We start from the raw sequence: 19,720 nt of genomic DNA, 5'->3' as shown, positions 1-19,720 counted from the left end.
ATGTGAAAACAAGTCACCGGCTTAAAAGCCGGTGAACCTGTTTTTACATCTTTTTTGCAGATTTTGAACGGTTCTTATTTACCGTCTGTTAATGTCCATAAAACAGTTGCATTGTATTGTGCAGTACGAACGTCAACATTATCGCCGAATTCTAAAAGTACAGAGTTTGCTTCTGTTCCTTTAGCATCGTCACCAAATGTTACTTCATAACGTCCTTTACCACCATTTGGATCAGTATTTTGGTAAATTGGTTTTGTTTCACCTAAAGCAATTGTTTGTGATCCGCTTCCTGCTTCACCAAATACTTTTTTGTCGTCAGCAGGTGATAACCCTGGATTCAACGTATCAGCAACATCAATATTACTATATGTTAATGTTGCGCCATTTAACGTTACTTCTTGACTATCAACCATAGCAGTAAATTGTTTTTCTAATTTTGCAGTTAATGTGTATGTGTGATCTGTTGTAGAACGAACATCTTTGATCGCTACATAGTTTTCAACTTCATATTCATCCGCATTTCCTCTGTTTGCTACGTGCGCTTTAGCGTAGAAAGATCCAGATTGACCTGCTGCTACTGCTGCATGTGATGAGAAGTCTAATGGAGTTACCGCAATGATCCCAAACTCATCAACGTGAGTTGGATCGATTTCGCTACCAGTATCAGGTTTACGAGTACCAGTTGGGTCAGTCATCGTTGTGTCTTCAGAAGTATTTTTTGTGAACTCGATGTCTGCAGTTCCGTTTCTAGTTCCTTCTAAGGCTTGTGTTGCACTTGGAGCAGCGATTGCTACGCCTGCTGCCGCTACTAATACAGCTCCGCATAATTTGTGTGTTAATTTCATGTGTGTTTCCTCCTAGGTTTTGTTTGTGTTACATCTATGGTAACTCGGCTATAATCCAAGTTAACACCGTTGAATAGGGTACCGGATCACGTTTAGTTGCTCCCGGTATACTTAATGTGACTGCACTGTTTTCATACACTTGTTGATTATCAAATGCTGGATCCAGTACAGGTTCGTCCTTTAGTAAACGCGGACTTAACGTTGACGCAATGCTGTTTTTATTATCAGCGGATGCGCCGAATGAAATACTCCAAGTTCCAAAACCGGTGCCTTGTTTAGCCTCTGCTAAATTATAGGTTTCCCCGATATTGCTCAAGCGGATGATCTCTTTAGAGACGATCGGCGCTTTGTTTTGATCTTGTGTCGAATTGACCCAAGACTTATCAAAGGAAATCACCGCACCGTTTAATTCTGGATTTGTTGCTGTTTCATTTTTAAATTGTGTTTCTTGACGTACTTGTAAGGTCCAGCCTTGCTGACCACCTCGGTAATCAGAAACTTGTACAAAATTTCCTCTTGCTTTCGTGCCATCTTTAAAGAGCTGAGCGTTAACTGGATACGTCATATCTTTGTCTGTGATTGCATATTGACCAAAATTCAATTTAGGAACAAAGTCGATTCGCAAACGACCTTCAGTACTCGGACTAGGCCCAGGATCTACGATCGTTCCGGGATTTTCCGGATCGCGAACACCTTTCTCATCTGGAATTTCAGTTAATTCAATCGCTGCATTTCCTTCTTTGTTATCTTCTACTGCATATGAGTAGTTTGGTAATAACATGGCTGTGAGTCCTAGAGAAAGAAGTAGCAAGGCTGAATGGATTCGTTTCTTTTTCATTCCCTAACTCCCTTCTTTCTGTTCATCGTCGTCTTTCTTCCGTTTCCAGAAAAAGGCAATCGCTGCAATAACAACTAAAGCTGCACCACTGATCGATAAACTTTTCTTGACTAGCTCCCCAGTTGAAGGATATCTGCCGACTGGTTTTTTTACTGTTGGTGTTGAATCAGATGTCGTTGGTTCTGTCGTTGGCTCTGTTGTTGGTTTTGTTTCTTCATAGAACCCGATTTCTCCATTTGTCTGAATCCCTCCGCCATTGCCTTCGCCTTCAGCTTGTACGCTGATTGGATGAATGGTAAAAATCGATACACATGCAATGGAGAACAAAACCAAAGATTTTAAATTTTTCATCAATTGTTATTCCTCCATTTTTATGGTGTATCTTCCAATGAGAATTGAATCGTCGCTTGATATTTACCAAGTTTATTGACTGCACCAGGTGCTAATTCAATTTTAAACCCGTTGTTCTTTTTCACCCATTCTTCTTCACTGATATTGTATTCACCAACATTTGCATTTGTATGAACAAAGATTGGTTTTGCCAAGCCAGTGATGACTTCATCCGATTCACCGTTTACATAGTGAATAGCATCTGGGAAAATGGCATCACCATTTGATAATGGTGTAAGCAAAGTGGCTGTCATTGTCCATTTTTGTAAGTTTCCGCGGTTATCAGAAACTACTAGTTGATCTCCAATGACGTCTGGATCGACTGCTACAGTATTGCCATTTAAACTTTCAGTTTTAACACCAAAATCTAGTGCTGTTGGTGCTGAAACAAAGGACAAAATACCAAAAGCTGGCCCACCAGGCAAACCTACTTCATTTGATGTAACATCAATTGGAACAAGTGTTGCATTTGGATCATTAGGTCCAACAGTAAATGGATCTTCTTGTGGTGAATAACCGACTGCCGTTGCTTTATTTTTTAGATCTTTATCCACAGCACTTTGTTCGACAGTTACTTGGAATGTCACTCTTACTTCTTTTGGAACCAATGTTGGATCTGATTCTGATTTTGGTTCTGGTTTACTTAGATCCCCTACTTTAATCGTCAATGTACGTGTTGTTTCGTTGTAGTTATACTTATCAGTACCTACTTCGACATTATCGATCGTTACTTTGTGCTTAGCAGGATCAAATTCTAAACCTTCAGCCAAGACATCAGATATTTCGACATTAGTCCAATCATAAGAATCTGCTTTTTTATTTGATACCAGTAGTGAATATGTTAGAACATCACCAACAGAAGTTGTGCTTCCGCCACTAGAGTCTACTCCTTTGACCAAATCGGGTGCATCCGGAATAACATCAGCTACTGTATCCAAGGTTGCTGGATCAAAACGATCATCAGTTGTTCCTTTGACAGCATCATGATATCCTGTATAACTATCATAAGTTGTCGCAACTTCATTCAAGTTGCCAGCAACGCCATCCGGCTCTATTGTATAGGTACGCGGAAGTACAAAAGATGGTAATGGTGTAATTTCTGTTGTGTCTTTTAGATAAACTTCCACTTGGGCCGTTTTATCGATATAGCTTGGTAAATCAATTGTCCAGTTACCGCCGGCTACAGTGGTTGTCACTGCATTTCCAGCTGAATCTTTCAACCATTCACCATTGACTTTTACAAAAACTTTCGCACCATTTTCATCGCTGGTTCCTTTGATTTGTTTCGCTGCATTGTTGACAGCAGATGAAACAACTGCTTGAGTTGGCGGTGTAACATCTAAACTAGTCACTGTATCTGTAAACCATAAATTTCCATGAACGACATCGGCTGGTGTACCAATATGCACAGTGGTATCATCAGCTGCTGGTACATCACTGGAACCACGCCAAGCCCGAACCACATTCACCTTAGTTCCAGTTGGAATAAATGTTTCGCCAGCTGGAAGCAATGAAGACATATCCGCCTTAAAGATACCTGCTCGCGCTTCTTCACCATGAATACTGTATTTACCCGTATCGCCATCTTGAACGGTTGTTCCATAAATTTTATGCTTAGTCGTTTCATTAGGAAGTTGTACTTCTAACTCAACATGTACTTCATCTGTCCAAGCATCACGGAACCCATCTTTACCTTCTGGGATACTTACATGCCCAAAAATAAATTTGTCTGCGTTCGTCGGCGTGCGGATTTCATCCACGATTGGATTCGCATTGTTTCCTGACATCCGTGAGAAGCGATTGATACCATCAGTACCGAATGAATCTGTTCCTGTATTAAAGGTCGGATCACTTGATGAATTAAATGTCATTTTGTTACCAGACAAACTATAATCTACTAAGGTCCATGATCTGAATGGGTTCCCATCATTTCCATTATTCACTTCTCCAGACTTAGGTATCCATAAAGAAACATCAGAATGAGTTGATTGAAGTGTCGATGCAGAACTAGCTGACATCAATTCTTTTCCTGGCCCGTTATTTTTAAAGTCATAATACATTGGCTTATCCAAGATAAAGTTCAATTGTCTACCATTAGAGCTAAACGTATTGAAAATCGCTCCACTTGAAGTATTTCCAATCACCTCGAAATACGTACCCTCTGTAGCGGAAACTGTAATTGGACGCCAAGAATCAATTCCTGCACCGTAGTCAGCAAAAATTTTCACACGGCTTCCTGGATCTGTTAAGGTAAAACTATGCGCCTCTGAAAGAGCAGTGCCACTTTCATAGAAGATGATACCTTGATTACTATTGTCTGATCCAGGTGAATTGGCTGTACCTGTCCCCGCATTATGCACTGTAAAATCAGAATTTCCCGATACTGCAATATTGTTATTTTTCCCGAACATACGAATACCTGGAGCTCCATGACGATTCTTTTTGATATTGATTTGAGACTCACCTGAGACATTGAATGCCATTTCTCCTCGAAGACGGAATCGAACTGTAGCAGCTAAAGTATTACTTTGTCCTTCTGAAGTCATATTGAGAACAGATTGACCACTAGCATTAAAACTCCCACCAGCACTTTGAATCATTACCGCTGGAGTTGCACCTGTAGAACTTGACGAGCCCGTTGATAAAGAATGTATATCAAAATAGGCTTTATCCTCTACATTCAATGTGGATGCAGCTGCATCAATGGAAATAATTCCACCACTCTCTGCTATCTGCGATGAATGTCCTGATGCTTCTAGTATAGTGCCTTCGCCTTTTGCAGTAATATCGATTTGAGCCGTTGATTTTAAAACATTATTTGACTGACTGTATCCAATAAAATGTGCTTTATTTTGAACAATCATATCCGTACCAGCTGCTGAATTACTAAAAATCTGACCAACACTACTTGCATTAATTGTTGAATCATCTACGATAAAGCTCATTGCACCAGATGCATCGATAATGTCACTCGTAGTTGTACTCACCAAATTGATATCTGATTTCTCATTGATTACTAATGAAGAGTTCGCTGCATTATTTCTATGAAAATTGCCAGAAATATTTGTTGGGATGTCTACTTTAGAATTACTGATCGTTGTGTTTATAGACGTTCCGTAAATAAAGCTGGCAATTGTATCTGCGGTAACTGTTGAATTTTTGATATCAAATTGTGTATTTGTTCCAGTAACATTAAATAGACTTGAAACTTTTTCAACTGTGATATCAGCATTTTCAATTAGGAATTTACCATTAGCAACAGACGAGCTGACAAAATTGGAACCATCATTGATAGAAATTGAAGCTCTCTCAGTTTCTGTTCCTTGAATATAAACCTCTTTAGCTTCAACCATAGTCTCAGAACGAGCAATGTTAAGCACATTTGTTCCACTGATTGTCACTATACTGTTTGCGGCAGTTAGTAGACCTCTAGAAGCGCCAGTCAAAGTTGTGATATTTTCAAAATTGAATGTCCAGTTATTACTGTTTGCTGCACTAGCATTAAAGATAGACGTCGTATTACTCCCTGTATACTTTAAATTTTTCACACTTAGTATACTGCCCTCTGCACTTGCTTGAGGTATTGTGACAGAATAACTAGTTGTATTTGCAAAGTTGATTTCATGCCCTTGTCCATCAATTTCCAATGAAGGGCGAGCAACCATGGATGCGCTACTTGAAGCAGTTAGGTCGGCTGCTAACGTAATCTTATCAACAGTAGGATCAGTTAACGCTGAAAGAAATTCAGACCAAAGGGTAACAACCTTTTCATTCACTGGTGCTGCAAATGTTGAGACATCCAATGCTGAAAGTGCCCTTGGAGCAACATAGTTTTGTTCCACTACTTTTTCTTCTGGAATACTTGGTAAATCTAGCGAAAGTTTCGCTACTTCTCCAGATTCATTTGCTAGCGAAACTTGTCCAGTTTTTGCTTTATTTCCTGCAAATGTTCGAACAAAGAATTGAACGATCAGCGGTTCTTTAGATGCTTTTGTTTTGATTGTGAAAGAATCATCTGAAAACTTAACTAATTCAATAGTAGATAAATCGTTTTTTGTTTGACCTTCTACGAAGTCCTCGTATGAGATAATATCTAAATCGGTCGCCTTGAATGTCAGCTCCTCGTCCTTCGGATTATTGATCGTTAATTTGACAGGAAGTAGTTTTTCGTTATCACTGGAAATATCCCCATGCTCTAATGAATAATTGTCAGATGCTGCACGCAATGGACTCACGCCTCTAAACGACACATACCCTACCACCGTAACAAGCAGTACAAGTAATCCAACATAGAAACCTTTGTGTTTTATTTTCATTATTTTCCTCCTTTCCTCAAAAATCGTTGTGCTAAGAAACACACAATATATTTCAATTTCCTGACCTAATGCTACGCTAGCCATTTGATCAAAAAAGAGAAAACTGATTCAATTGAGAGGATCCCTTACATAGACAACATGTACCCTCTTGAGCGGACTGTCCGAATATATTTAGGTTTAAATGGATCGTCCCCAAGTTTTTTTCTAAGATGGAAGACTAGATTAGAAATGCGATACTTACGATCACCTTTTTCATCCCCCCAGATAGCCTGATACATTTCTTCATAAGAAACAGCATCTCCTTGGCGTCTAACTAAAATCTCCATCGCCTGAAATTCCAATTTGGTCAAGCTGACTTCACCTTTCTTTTCCACATTGACAGAAAAGTTATTAGGAACAAGTTCAATAGGTGTCAATTCTTCGATTTTGTCCTTTTGTGGCTCTACTTCTTTTACAGGCTCAACCTTCTTTGTTCTTCTCTCCAACGTTGTTCCTACGTAGATACCAAATTCATCAGGATCGACTTGATCATCAAACGTTCCATCAGAGCCTAATTGTAAATAGACAATTCGATTGATTTTTGTAGAAGCTTCTGAAAGAATCCAAATAAAACGGTCTGTTAAGCTTCTAATTTTAATAATCAGCTCGCATGTTTCGCCAATTTCTTCTAGAGAAGACTCCTTGATGATCACAGCGTCCATATTATTTATTCTTTGATCTAGTTCGTCAGACTCTAAATAATGCACATCACATTGTTTTTCCTTCAAAGCCTCTATGTATCGCGAATCACCAATCTTTTTATGATTGACTAGTGCTATGTTAAACATTTTTTTCCTCCTTGATTTTCGACATTTCAATCAATAATTTTAAAAGAAGTGCCTTTATGTTTGTTCCTGACAACTCTTTTGTTTTCTGAACCTCAATAAAACAAGCAATAAAATAGTGATTTTTTCTTTTTTATTGTAAAATTTAACTCAAGCTAAAGTTACATTTTTTTCTTATCTTAATTTTATTTTCCATTCTCGTTCTATGGAGGAACAAGAGATCGTCAGAAAAAGATTGATACATCAAGGCTTGTTGGGTTAAGTGACGGCGATTGTGACGGCGAATTTGAAATTTCCAAACTATACACAGGTGATCGATTCAACTGCTAAACGTTCCTCATTCAGATTTGAATTTGTGTAAATATCCAATGTCATTTTTGTAGAAGCATGCCCCATCAAGGAACTGATAACTGCTATATTTACGCCTTTTTCTAAACAACGAGTCGCGAATGAATGTCGTAATGCGTGGAAAGAACATTTTGGCAATTTTAATGATTCCAGTAAACGATTAAATTGATAACGAATTGTACGCGGCTCAACAAATTTTTCTCCCTTTGATATTACATAAGCGCTTTTACTTTGTTTTTTTGCTCTTTGTAGACGTTTAACTAGCGCTGTGGAAAGTGGAATAATTCGTTCTGATGTTTCTGATTTTGGCTTTTCTTCTATAATATGCGTTCTAAATTTTCCTTCTGAAAAATTTCCCACTCGCTGCAGTGTCCTGTGAACTGAAATTGTTTGATTCTCAAAATCGATATCTTTCCATTTTAATCCCGAAATTTCTCCGATTCTCATTCCTGTTTCTAATGAAAGAAGGACAGATAATCCCTCTGGTGATTTTTTTGCTTCCTTTACTAAGCGTTTATGTTCAGACCTTGTAATAGTAACGATCTTCGGCTTTTTACCTTTAGGCAACTGGATATTCTCGTATAATGATCTTTGTACAAAGTTAAGCTTTTCAGCATATTTCAGTGCTGTTTTTAACACTCTGAAGACAGCGTGTAGTGAATTGATTGAGATTTTTTCTTTTGTACTATTAATGAAGCTTTCTATTTTACTGGAGGTTAGTTCGCTTAAATAAATATCTCCAAGAAACGGGCGGATGTGGCAGTTGATTTTACTCTTATAGCTATCAAAGGTACTAGGTTTTACGTTGAAGACAGCTACTGATTCCAACCAGTAATCCAGCCAATTGTTGACCGTTCCATAAAAGCGTTCTGTGGTATTGGTGCTTGAAAAGATACTAGCTTTCTTGATGACCAACTTCTTTTTAACTTCTTTGTAGTTATTGTCATAGACGTAACCATAATAGATTGACCCGTCTGCTCGACGACCTTTGATGTATCGACCCTCCCATCGTCCATCCTTTCTTTTATATATATTTTCTCCCTTTCTAGCCATAGCTGATCTTCCTCTCTACATAAAATTATTGACGGCTATATTGACGGCTAAAATTAAACAATTTTTTCTCAATTTTTTTAAATATAATCAAAAAAATTGATAAGTTTTCCTTTTATAAATGAGTTATAATGATTTTGCTACCAAAATTTTATCTTTTTTGAGATATTTATGATTATAAAACCAGGATTGCTATTATAAATAAAAAGAGAATCTTCGAAAAAATATATTATTTTAATTTTTACCAATAACATTTCCCGTTCCTCCATAGAACGAGAAGTGTTTTTCTTTTACTATCATTATCTTATACTATCATTAAAATAATTTGGGATTAAAAAAAGGAGATATCATCCCCCTTTTTTAAACATTTTTGATAAAAAAATGATAAAAACTATTCTTCTAGTTAGGATTAATCTCTTTTTTCAAAAGAAAACCATAATTAAAAAATAATTACATTCGTTATCTATCAAGCCACTCTTTCCAGTTGAAGTCTAATCATTCATTTTATTCGTCAGAGACATATGCAAGTAATCCGATATCATCCGAATATCTCTTCTCGTTAATATCGGATGGACCAAAAAATACTGCGCTTGATCTGTAAAAACTCTGAAGGTTGGAGAAACGCTTGTTGAAATAATGATATCGAACTTTTTTCAATTTATTCAATGTTGTATAGATTTTTATATTGAAAAACATTTTGAAATTAGCTTCAATTTGGTTAATCAACTTTTGTTCCATCATTTCTGATAAATCTGTTTCTACATAAATAATAAATTCTTTTTCAAAGCATACTGCCGGCTTGAAGAACGAGAAAATTAGAATGTATTTATCCATTAGATATTGTTCATTCAAAAATAATTTTAATTCTGTCTTTTCATATAATTCAAATAGAATCTCTTTCATTTTGCTTTTTAGAATCGGAAAATAATACCCAGTCTGTCGGTACATTCGATAACCTGAACTAGCATAAACAATATTTGAAAACAATTCAGCATATATATGACAAGGATACGTATATTCAAAAAAAAGCTGTTCTTCTGTCTCTGATAACATGCCAAATTTTTCTTCATATTTTTTCAATAATTGTTCACAAGCAGTATAAGCTGGAGTGTTTCTTAAATTAACCAGGTTAAGTATTTTTCGTTTATCTGAGTGCGTATAGATTTTACTTCTAGAAAGTACTTCAAGCAAAAAGAAATCGGTTTCTGATTTAGATAAGCCATAATTATCTAAAAATATCTGGTAAATATTTGTCTCATGATCAACTTGTTCACATACATATAGATACGGTTGCCAGTTTTGTTTTATTGTTATGTCGTGCCCTTGACGTGCTCGGCTATAATTGATTGCAAACAGGTAGCCCACTTGATATAGCGTAAGCGATTTTATCGGTAAATCAATGGCATCGCTAATAGTTGCCAATAGTTTAAACAAATGCTTTTGATTCACATTTCTAAAAGGCCATTCTGCTCCTCTATAGAGACGCCAAAAGATTGTATTGAGCATCACCCTTATTTGTGCTTCCTCTCCTTGGAATTGGTAATGATTTTTACGACTTACTATTTTTACCCCGATTGATTTAGTTAACTCATTGGCAGCTTTGATTCGGTTCCTAATAGAAGATTCGCTTACAAAATTATTCATAGACAATTGGCCTAAGGTCACTTCTTTATTAATGGCGATCGCTAAAATAATTTGAAAAATAATAGAATTTTCTATAATGGATTGGCGAAGCTTCACATATTGCTCCGGATCATCTATTTGTAAATAACTCCCCCTTCCTTTCAACGTCGTAAGCTGAATGGCATCTGAATTAAAATCTATTAGATCTTGCAAGAGGCTACTTATAAGTGTATGAACACGTTTAGTAGGCACCTCTAATTTTTCTGCCAACTCATCACCGATCATCCACGTATTTTCATCTCTCATGATAGCGAGCAACTTCAATTTCAATTCTGTATTTTCTTCTAACACACTGATCAAATTCCGTTCCATAAAAAAGTACTCCTATCCTTAATTTATTTCCATCACCTTCTATTGTAGCTACCTTTCTCTTTTCTATCTCATATCTTGCTTTTCTCGATTTTGTTATTAGGGCATCAAAAAAATAAGACTGAATTATAACTTAAAAAGTTACAATTCAGTCTCTTTATAAATAGATAAACACTTCTATTTCAATTTTTAGCTAAAACTTTTATATTTTTGTCGGGATCAATAAACGTAACCCATTCAGTATTACTAGTAACGTGCTCCCTTCATGGGCGATCACTCCGATCGTAATATCCATTTTTCCAAGTATATTCAATGTGATCAACAAAATGACGATGAACATAGAAAAGATAATATTCTGCCAAACGACACGATCTAAGCGTTTAGCTGTGACATGAGCATAACTAAATTTTGTTAAGTCATTTTGCATCAATACAGCATCAGCAACATCGATTGCAATATCCGTTCCATCTCCCATTGCAACACCAATATCTGCCGTCACTAAAGCAGGGGCATCATTTACACCATCTCCAAGCATCGCAACACTGCCGTAACGTGCTTGTTGCTCTTGAACGATCGCTGCTTTATTTTCAGGTAAGACATTTCCCACAACTTCGTCGATCCCGATTTGGCGCCCAACTGCTTGTCCTGTCAGTTCTGCATCACCTGTAATCATTGTGGTATGAATTCCTTGTGCTTTCAAATAACTGATGACTGGTTTAGCATGTTCATTTGGGACATCCATCATCGCAATCAAACCGATGACTTCTTGATTTTTCGCAAAATAGACAACCGTTTTCCCTTCTTTTGCATATTGTTCATTGTGTTCCGTGATTTGTTTGTTCGTATTCACAAAGATCTCGGGCTTTCCAAGCTGATAAGTTGCTCCGTCAAAGACAGTAACCAAGCCTTTTCCAAGCTCATTTTCAACAGTTAACTCTACTTTTTCAGCAGGAGTAAATTTAGCTAATATTGCATTGGCTAAAGGATGATTGGCTGTTTTTTCCATGGCAACGATGATATCGATATAGTCTTGTTCATTTGTTTCAGTTAAAAAGTAAAAATCAGTCACAACAGGTTTTCCTTGTGTCAATGTTCCAGTTTTATCGAATGCGACAGATTTGATCGTTGCAAGGTTAGCTAGGTATGAACCGCCTTTAAATAAAACGCCTCTTTTAGCTAAGTTTGAGATTCCTGACAAAGTTGCAGGTACTGCACTTGCTGCCAAAGCACATGGAGAAGCAGAAATTAGAAAAACCATGCCGCGATAAAAGCTATCATTCCATGACCAGTTGAAAATAAATGGTCCAGCTGCAATAAAAAGTGGCACTAAAATCAATACGATCGTCACATAATAGGGTTCCAGCTGCTGGATCTTTGTTGCTGTTTTAGATAGGTTTGATTGAGATTGATTCACTAATTGAACGATTTTAGCAAAGACTGTGTCACTGCTGTCTTTTGTGACTTCCATCGTAAACGTTCCATTACCATTGATCGTGCTGCCGAACACTTCATCTCCGACTGATTTTTCTCTAGGGATACTTTCTCCATTGATCGATGATTCATCGATAGAGGTAGCTCCAGTTAAAATACGGCCATCTGTTGGGATTTGATCGCCATTTAAAACTTGAAGCTTGTCACCGATTTTTAATTGGGAAACGTCCACTGTTTTGACACTGCCATCAGCTTGGATCAAGCGAGCTTCTGTTGGATTCATTTTTAATAGATTAGTGATCTCTCTTTTACTACGTCCTTCAGCATATTCTTCAAGAAAATGAGCAGCCGCAAAAATCAAAATCAACAGTGCTGCTTCTTCATAACTTCCGATGATGATCGCACCAAAAGCTGCTAACGTCATCAAGATGTGGACATTCGGCGCAAATTTTCTTTTTGCTTTAGACTGTTCTATCGTCTCAACGATTCCTTCCAAAATAATGTGGTATCCAGATAGGAATGTAGCACTGATAAAAAGAATATTTTGGATCAAAGAACCTTCATTTATAAAAAGAGCAACGATGAATAATGCCAAACCTGTAAAGAATAAAATGACGGGTGATTTTCCATGGCTATGATTATGTCCATGATCATGTGTGTGTCCTTGTTCTCCTGAGCATTTTTGTGTATGAGTTGTTTCCATTGTAACCAGCCTCCTTAATTGATTATTTTCTGAAAAAATTCACTTTAGCTTTTCATATGAATAGTCGTTCATATATCATATACATATAATACATGAACGATCAATCATATGTCAAGAAAAAAATAAAAAATATAGAAGAAAACATGTTTCATGCTTTCTTCTATATTTTTTCTAGTATATTATTCTGCTTTATTGACGCGGATATATTTAAAACTATAGGGTGATCCAAAGCTATGTTTTACAACACCACTGATCGTTTTCTTTTGTAACAAAGCTGTTTGTTGCTGATAAATTGGTGCAACGACGTAATCTTTTCCTAATAATACATGCTCCGCTTCTAACAAATCAGACCATCTCTTTTCCTCATCTGCAGCATCGGTCGCTACCGCGGCTTCAATCAATCGATCATATTCTGAACTCTTATAATTCACATGATTTAGACCGGACGTTGATGTAAACATATCTAAAAAAGTGATCGCATCTTTAAAATCTGGCATCCACTGGCCAAAGGCGATATCATAATCACCAGATAAATAGCGCTCCTGCAAATTATTGCTTGGTAAAGTCGCAATTTCAAATTTAACTTCAGGTAAAACTTCAGCGACCTGACCTGCTAAATATTCTGCTGTTTTTTTCTCAATGTCAGTATCTTTCGCTAAATAAACTAGCGTAAATTCTGATTGGTTCAACTCTTTTTTAGCAAGATCAAGCGCCTCCCGTGCAGCTTCTTTATCAAATGTCTGCTGTATGCCGCTTTCTTCACGGAAATCTTCACCTGTTGTAGGATTTTGGACAAAATTTTGCGGAACAAATCCAGTTGCTGCGATCGAGCCGTCTCCTAAAACATTCTCAACAAATGTTTTACGATCAATCGCTAATGAGATGGCTTTTCTCAGCTGAGCATTGTTAAGCGGCTTGTCTTTTCCTTGGTTAAAACGAAGGTAGCCCATTTTTGTATCATTTTGATTTTGGAAGTCAGGATCATTCTTATATTGCTTTGAAAACTCCCCATCTAAAACTACACGATCCAGTTCATCTGTTTGATATAAATTGACTGCTGTACTGGTTGACTTTACTACTGTTGTCTGGATTTCATCGACTTGAACATTCTTTTTATCCCAGTATTTCGGATTTTTGACGTACTGCCATGTATCAGAATTTTGCTCCCAGCCTTCTAAAGTAAATGGTCCATTATATAATGTCGTTTGACTAGATGTTCCATAATTACTCCCTTGTTTTTCAGCAAAGACTTGATTGATCGGGAAAAATGTTTCAAAGGTCAATAACGAAGTAAAGTATGGTATCGGCTTGATCAGATGAATAACTAATGTATAGTCATCTGGCGCTTCTACGCCTAATTCTTCGGGTTTTACTTTCCCTTGATAAATGTCATCAGCATTTTTGATCGTTGAAACAAACAAACTGGCATAGGATGGTGCCGTTTCGGGTGTCACTGCCCGTCTCCATGCATATAAAAAATCTTGTGATGTTACTGCCTCGCCATTTGACCATTTCGCATCTTTTCTTAATTTGATCCTATAGGTTTGTTTGTCTTCACTGATTTCTGGAAGCTTTTCAGCAACTGCTGGAATCACTTCATCTTTATCATTTAATTGATACAGCCCTTCCAATACTTGATTCTGTGCATTGAAGCTAGTGAAATCTTCTTCTTGTGTCGTATCAAGAGTCAAAAGCTCAGCTGGTTCAGTAAAACGAACGATTGCTTTCTCTTTTTCATTGTTTGCTGATTGATCTGTCGTTGAACAGCCTGTCAAAAAAATTCCCGTGATGATCGAACTGATAATAAAAAACTTTTTCATTTGCTTCCTACTTTCTCTTTCTCAAAAAAGTTTATTTGATTAAATGAATTGAACTTCCTCTATAACTTCGATTGCTGGATCTAGAGACTGCATCACAGGACAGTTTTTCCCAATTAATTTTAACGCACGTTCAGCTTTTCCTTGTGCTTCTTCTGGTACTTGGATCGTAAAGAGGATCGTTACTTGGCTCAATGGCTTAGCAGGTTTATCTTCCGCACGTTCATAGGAAATATCTACTGACTTGATCGTAAAATCTATGGTAGAGTTTGTTAAAATTTTTTCGTAGACATACGCACCGCATCCACCGATCGATGCAACCAACATTTCAACTGGTGAAAAACCAAGATCTTTTTTCATCAACCAGTTACCACTTTCATGTACTAGCTCAAACCCTTTTTCTCCTGATACTAATTGCATTTTTCCCGCTCCCTTTCTTGTTCACTTACTTTTTACGCTTTATCTTACTATGATAGTACAAAAATGGAGAAACTGATAATAGTTAATCTCGAGGTATGATAAGGAAAGGCTATCATGACTTTCTTAATTTTCTATACTTAAAAGAGTGCAAATAAAGCTAAAAATCAGCTTTTTTTTGCACTCTAAACCTGAATAAACGAGGACGAAAAAGCTGTCCATTAGGAAATAAATACTTTTATCTCAGCTTCTCATAATAGATTCATTTAGTATTCGTGTAATGGTTATCCTCTTGATTTTTATCTTGTATGATCGAATCAATATATTCTTTTAGAAATTTACTGTGCTTTTCGATGATTTGGTAGCCTGGTTCCTCTTTGATTTTTGCTGCTTCTTCATCTGTACAAAAATCATTGCCCGAGAAAAAGCGGACATTCATACGCCCAATAAATTCTGCGGCCGTATCAAGTTCTTGATCATCGGTCAATCCGGCATTCAATAATTGGCTATAGCCCAATTTTTTACCATCTTCGGTAAAAAGCGTTTCTAGATACGCTGAGTAATTCTGAACTTCCGGGATCTTATTTTTCGTTTCTTTTGCCCAAACATCTACATCATTGCTGGCTTTTTGATAGTCTAAATGATCTCCCTTTAGCTTCACAACACCATATCCTTGAGGGGTGATCGAAAATGAACTTGAGGCAATTTCTGTTAATTCATGATCGTTGATTGTCCTTGTCATGATATCTTGTCCGTGAATATGACCTGAAAACACAACAGGAACCTGATAGTCAGCTAATACTTGTTTAAATTCGTCTGCATTGTTGATCACAAAACCGTTGGACAGCAAATCATTATGAGCATAGATATTATGATGCATGAAAACGAACGTCTTTTTCTGTGCTTTTTTTGATTTTTCCAATTGTTCTTTAGTCCATACCATTGTTGTTCCTTTGATCGTACCACCCGTTGCTGGTCTTGTTTGCGGTTCAGTGTCTTCTGGATAAATATTTGAATCTAGAAAAAGAAAATCATAATTTTGATTGACCGCAACAGAATAACTAAGTGACTGTTTATCATGATCTGTCGCATTTTGATAGCCAAAATCGGCAAAGATTTCTTTAAAATCAGCCGTTGTGATCGATTTTGTTCTTTCTTGCTTTTCTCCAACAAATTTTCTAGCCCAGCCATCATTGATATCATGATTTCCCGGAATCACATACACATCGATTCCTGCTGCTTTTAATTGTGTTAGAAAATCGGCTAATTTTTCTGCGCTGATTTTTTCACCATTTAAGGTCAGATCCCCTGTAATAATGATCATATCTGGCTTTTTCTGGATGGCAGTTGCTACAAATGCCTGCCAGCTTTCTTTTTGATAATCCAGCTCTTTACCGGCAGCTGTTTGTTTGATTTTTTCAAAAGCTGAACCTGAATCTGTTAAGCTCTTATCTAAATAGTGTGGGTCACTCAACACCCAAAATTCGACTTCAGATTTGTTGTATAATGTCTCTTCTTGCTCTTTTTGTCCTGCATTTGAATAGATGACTGCTCCTACTATTACTAAAATGCATGCTATTAGAGCAACCATCGTCTTTTTCATTCACTGCTTCTCCATTCTTTCAACTATGTTCTGTTCCATTTTATCCTTTTTTATAAAAAAAAGCGCCTCTTGATCTCAGTTTATTGAAATCAATTGAGCGCTAATACTCTATTTGTTGGTTCCGCTTAAAGTAAACTTTCTTCAAATGAATAAACTTTTTCTAATGCAGCTTCCAGTTTTTTAAACTGAACAAACCTGCCATCACGCAAGTATTCTTTGCCATCTACAAAAAAGAGCAACGTCGGTGCTGAAAAAACTAAATATTCAGCTGATATTTCCTTTACTTTATCCGCTTCTACTTCACGTAATTCAATTGCAGGATAGTTCTTTAACAGCTCACTCAGTTTAGGTCTAAGTGCGTGACATACAGAACAATTATCTTGTGAAACATATAAAAATGCGAGATGGTTTTCATTGATAAATGCTGTTACTTCTTGAATCGTTTGTAGTTTTTCCATTTTCGTTTCACCCTTTTTTTATTTGGCTACATCATAACACCTTGGCTTCTCTTTATCGACTTTTCTGCCTTAGCCTACTTACATCACTTCAACCCAAGCTTTGTAATGATCCGTGTAAAAACCTTCTTCATCTTCTGCAGTCATGATATACCGTCCGATCACTCTGCCCGTTTGAAACCCTTGTTCGATCAATTTTTCTTTGATCGGGTAAAAATTATTGACTGTTGGCTCTTCAGAACGGATGGTCAATAAAAACTGTTTATAAGTCTCCGTTTGTTTGGATTCGCTCTGCCAAATTTTCGGTTCATCCATAAATTCACCGTCATCAGCAGCAAAACCATAAATAATGTCTGCTTCATGTTGAGGATCGATATAAACAACTAAGCTTGAAGGGTTTTCGATATATGTTTGTAATTCATTTGGATCTTTTAAATCAAATGCAATGATCCGCTTTACATCAAGTTCGCCATCACTTAATAATTCTTCCTTTAATTCAAGCAATTGAACTAACTGATTTTTTCTACGTTTGATTCCTTGATACCTTTTCTCCAATTCAGCTAATTCAGAGGCTATTCGATGTTGCGTTTCATCCAAGATAGACCATAATTCTTCAGGCGATTTACGATAAAGGTTGGTCATTTTGCTAATAGGGATATCTAATCTGCGGTAAAAATCAATATCACTGATCGTCAATAAGTCTTCCATATCAAACATCCGATACCCATTTTCTGTATTTCTGGAAGAGGTCAAAAGGTTCATATCGTCCCAATAACGGATCTTTGATTTAGGTATTTTCATGATTTCAGCGACTTGTCCAACTGTCAGTAATTTTTCCTTATCCATTGCTTCACCTTCTTTCTTTTAATTATAACTAAAAAACATTGACATTCAAGCAACTTGAAGGTGTAGAATCGTTTAGGATTGATGAAAAGGAGGAAATTACAATGAACATCATTCAATTTTTTATGAAGAAAAATGTCAAATTGATTGCTGCGACCGTATTTTTCTTGTGTCTGCAAATCATCGGGACATTAGGTGTACCGTTATTAGTCGCTCGTTTGATCGATGTCGGTATCGCCAGCGGAAGTGAACAAACCATCAAATCGATCGGTATCCAAATGCTGGTCATGGCTATTTTTGGTGCATTTGCTGCTATTTTAGGGAGTTACCTTTCCGCTAAAGTTGCAGCAAAGTTCGGCTTTGAAATTCGGACGTTATTTTTTGATAAGGTTCAGGCTTTTTCAATAAAAGATGCGGACAAAGTGGGAACTGGCTCCTTACTGACAAGAATGACAAACGATATAGATAATATCCAGCAAATGATCGTATTGTTTTTACAATTGATCTTACCTGCACCGATCATTGCTGTCTTTTCTTTGTACATGACATTCACTTATTCAGAAACTTTAGCGCTTGTACCGTTAGTCGCGATTTTGGTATTCGCTTTGATCGTCTACTTATTGATGAAAAAAGGAACGCCGCTTTCTTTAGCTATTCAGCCAAAGATGGACCAGGTGATCGTTACTTTACGGGAATTTTTTACAGGTATCAACATGATTCGAGCGTTCAATAATCAAGACTATGAAGAAGAACGGACAAATAAACGTTTTTCAGAGTATGCAGAGGGCATGATTCGAGTCAACCAGATTTTTTCTTTTATCACGCCGATCGCCTTTTTATTGATGGGCGTCGTTTTTTCTTCGATCCTTTGGTTCGGCGGACATTTAGTCGCAGTCGGAACGCTTCAAATAGGAACGGTCTCAGCTGTCGTCGAATATGCTTTATTAACACTTGCTTACTTGATGATCGCTGCCATGGTTTTAGTCATGATGCCTCGTTCTTTTGCATCTGTCAAAAGAATTGAAGAAATTTTGAACACCAAAGAAGAGATTCGTGATTCAAAGCAACCACAAATCATCGAAGAAAAAGAACATACAGGTACAGATCTGATCAAGGTGGAACATGTGACATTCAACTACGAGCAAGCAGATGAACCTGTTTTAGAAGATATCCATTTCACTATCCCTAGAGGAAAAACAACGGCGATCGTTGGTGGTACCGGCTCTGGGAAAAGTACTGTAGCTAAATTATTATTGAGGCTAAGTGATGTGACGCAGGGAAAAATTTTATTCGATGGGATCGATATTCGCTCATTATCTCAAGAAGAACTGCGCTCTAGAATCAGCTATGTTCCTCAAAAGGCTTTCTTATTCAGCGGAACGATCAAGAGTAATTTAGCGATGGGATATCCTGATGCAACCGTTCAGGAAATGGATCATGCGTCAAAAATAGCTCAACTTTACGATTATGTTTCAGGTCTAAATGATGGCTATGATTCATTTGTTGCTCAAGGTGGGACGAACTTTTCCGGCGGACAACGGCAGCGTTTGTGCATTGCTCGGGCATTGATCAAACCTGCTGATATTTATATTTTTGACGACAGCTTCTCAGCACTGGACTACAAAACGGATGCTGCCTTAAGAAAAGCCTTAAAAGAAGAAATGTCAGATAAAACATTACTGATCGTAGCGCAACGCTTAAGTACGATCCAGCAGGCAGATACGATCATCGTTTTAGATGAAGGAAAAATCGTTGGTCAAGGAACACATACAGAATTATTGAAAAACAATCAAACCTATCAAGAGTTCGCCCACTCACAGGGACTATAAAGGAAAGGAGTCCTTTTTA

At 37.0% G+C, this 19,720-nt stretch carries 14 protein-coding genes; 1 reads left to right on the top strand and 13 read right to left on the bottom strand.

The window, feature by feature from the left end:
* Positions 1 to 74 precede the first annotated feature (74 nt).
* From IGI58_RS10535 to IGI58_RS10475, 13 genes are all read right to left on the bottom strand, one after another.
* A complete protein-coding gene (locus IGI58_RS10535) occupies positions 75 to 845 on the bottom strand; it encodes a WxL domain-containing protein (protein WP_429953451.1) in 771 nt (256 codons plus the stop codon).
* A 34-nt stretch (positions 846 to 879) separates the two neighbouring features.
* The gene (locus IGI58_RS10530) at positions 880 to 1,683 is read right to left on the bottom strand and encodes a WxL domain-containing protein (RefSeq protein ID WP_429953452.1); all 804 of its coding nucleotides are present in this window, start codon (positions 1,681 to 1,683) and stop codon (positions 880 to 882) included.
* A 3-nt stretch (positions 1,684 to 1,686) separates the two neighbouring features.
* On the bottom strand, positions 1,687 to 2,034 hold the full coding sequence (locus IGI58_RS10525) for an LPXTG cell wall anchor domain-containing protein (protein WP_429953453.1): 348 nt from the start codon (positions 2,032 to 2,034) through the stop codon (positions 1,687 to 1,689).
* Positions 2,035 to 2,054: 20 nt separating this feature from the next.
* Entirely contained in the window at positions 2,055 to 6,389 is a 4,335-nt protein-coding gene (locus IGI58_RS10520) for a pectate lyase-like adhesive domain-containing protein (RefSeq protein ID WP_429953454.1), read from the bottom strand.
* Positions 6,390 to 6,514: 125 nt separating this feature from the next.
* Complete coding sequence (locus IGI58_RS10515; RefSeq protein WP_429953455.1) at positions 6,515 to 7,216, bottom strand: DNA-binding response regulator; 702 nt, start codon at positions 7,214 to 7,216, stop codon at positions 6,515 to 6,517.
* Positions 7,217 to 7,513: 297 nt separating this feature from the next.
* Positions 7,514 to 8,614, bottom strand: a complete 1,101-nt coding sequence (locus IGI58_RS10510; RefSeq protein ID WP_429953456.1) for a tyrosine-type recombinase/integrase — start codon at positions 8,612 to 8,614, stop codon at positions 7,514 to 7,516.
* Between the two features lie 501 nt (positions 8,615 to 9,115).
* Complete coding sequence (locus IGI58_RS10505; protein ID WP_429953457.1) at positions 9,116 to 10,606, bottom strand: helix-turn-helix domain-containing protein; 1,491 nt, start codon at positions 10,604 to 10,606, stop codon at positions 9,116 to 9,118.
* A 199-nt stretch (positions 10,607 to 10,805) separates the two neighbouring features.
* A complete protein-coding gene (locus tag IGI58_RS10500; RefSeq protein ID WP_429953458.1) occupies positions 10,806 to 12,737 on the bottom strand; it encodes a heavy metal translocating P-type ATPase in 1,932 nt (643 codons plus the stop codon).
* A 179-nt stretch (positions 12,738 to 12,916) separates the two neighbouring features.
* Complete coding sequence (locus IGI58_RS10495) at positions 12,917 to 14,557, bottom strand: peptide ABC transporter substrate-binding protein (protein ID WP_429953459.1); 1,641 nt, start codon at positions 14,555 to 14,557, stop codon at positions 12,917 to 12,919.
* Between the two features lie 39 nt (positions 14,558 to 14,596).
* The gene (locus IGI58_RS10490; RefSeq protein WP_429953460.1) at positions 14,597 to 14,974 is read right to left on the bottom strand and encodes an OsmC family protein; all 378 of its coding nucleotides are present in this window, start codon (positions 14,972 to 14,974) and stop codon (positions 14,597 to 14,599) included.
* A gap of 259 nt (positions 14,975 to 15,233) precedes the next feature.
* A complete protein-coding gene (locus tag IGI58_RS10485; protein WP_429953461.1) occupies positions 15,234 to 16,574 on the bottom strand; it encodes a metallophosphoesterase in 1,341 nt (446 codons plus the stop codon).
* Positions 16,575 to 16,699: 125 nt separating this feature from the next.
* Positions 16,700 to 17,032 (bottom strand): thioredoxin family protein, encoded by a 333-nt coding sequence (locus IGI58_RS10480; RefSeq protein WP_429953462.1) that lies wholly within the window; start codon positions 17,030 to 17,032, stop codon positions 16,700 to 16,702.
* A 78-nt stretch (positions 17,033 to 17,110) separates the two neighbouring features.
* Positions 17,111 to 17,875 (bottom strand): MerR family transcriptional regulator, encoded by a 765-nt coding sequence (locus IGI58_RS10475; protein WP_429953463.1) that lies wholly within the window; start codon positions 17,873 to 17,875, stop codon positions 17,111 to 17,113.
* Positions 17,876 to 17,976: 101 nt separating this feature from the next.
* On the opposite strand from IGI58_RS10475, the gene IGI58_RS10470 reads away from it, so the two are divergent.
* A complete protein-coding gene (locus IGI58_RS10470; RefSeq protein ID WP_429953464.1) occupies positions 17,977 to 19,701 on the top strand; it encodes an ABC transporter ATP-binding protein in 1,725 nt (574 codons plus the stop codon).
* Positions 19,702 to 19,720 lie beyond the last annotated feature (19 nt).

It is taken from the genome of Enterococcus sp. AZ020, from assembly GCF_050499205.1.
Taxonomy (GTDB): domain Bacteria; phylum Bacillota; class Bacilli; order Lactobacillales; family Enterococcaceae; genus Enterococcus_L; species Enterococcus_L dunnyi.
This window is presented reverse-complemented; position numbering and strand designations above follow the sequence as displayed.

Bases quoted from the DNA above. Each gene is read 5' to 3' on its own strand.
- IGI58_RS10520 (WP_429953454.1), bottom strand. From the start codon at position 6,389: ATGAAAATAAAACACAAAGGTTTCTATGTTGGATTACTTGTACTGCTT.
- IGI58_RS10495 (WP_429953459.1), bottom strand. From the start codon at position 14,557: ATGAAAAAGTTTTTTATTATCAGTTCGATCATCACGGGAATTTTTTTG.
- IGI58_RS10535 (WP_429953451.1), bottom strand. From the start codon at position 845: ATGAAATTAACACACAAATTATGCGGAGCTGTATTAGTAGCGGCAGCA.
- IGI58_RS10470 (WP_429953464.1), top strand. From the start codon at position 17,977: ATGAACATCATTCAATTTTTTATGAAGAAAAATGTCAAATTGATTGCT.
- IGI58_RS10500 (WP_429953458.1), bottom strand. From the start codon at position 12,737: ATGGAAACAACTCATACACAAAAATGCTCAGGAGAACAAGGACACACA.
- IGI58_RS10510 (WP_429953456.1), bottom strand. From the start codon at position 8,614: ATGGCTAGAAAGGGAGAAAATATATATAAAAGAAAGGATGGACGATGG.
- IGI58_RS10485 (WP_429953461.1), bottom strand. From the start codon at position 16,574: ATGAAAAAGACGATGGTTGCTCTAATAGCATGCATTTTAGTAATAGTA.
- IGI58_RS10525 (WP_429953453.1), bottom strand. From the start codon at position 2,034: ATGAAAAATTTAAAATCTTTGGTTTTGTTCTCCATTGCATGTGTATCG.
- IGI58_RS10475 (WP_429953463.1), bottom strand. From the start codon at position 17,875: ATGGATAAGGAAAAATTACTGACAGTTGGACAAGTCGCTGAAATCATG.
- IGI58_RS10490 (WP_429953460.1), bottom strand. From the start codon at position 14,974: ATGCAATTAGTATCAGGAGAAAAAGGGTTTGAGCTAGTACATGAAAGT.
- IGI58_RS10530 (WP_429953452.1), bottom strand. From the start codon at position 1,683: ATGAAAAAGAAACGAATCCATTCAGCCTTGCTACTTCTTTCTCTAGGA.
- IGI58_RS10480 (WP_429953462.1), bottom strand. From the start codon at position 17,032: ATGGAAAAACTACAAACGATTCAAGAAGTAACAGCATTTATCAATGAA.
- IGI58_RS10515 (WP_429953455.1), bottom strand. From the start codon at position 7,216: ATGTTTAACATAGCACTAGTCAATCATAAAAAGATTGGTGATTCGCGA.
- IGI58_RS10505 (WP_429953457.1), bottom strand. From the start codon at position 10,606: ATGGAACGGAATTTGATCAGTGTGTTAGAAGAAAATACAGAATTGAAA.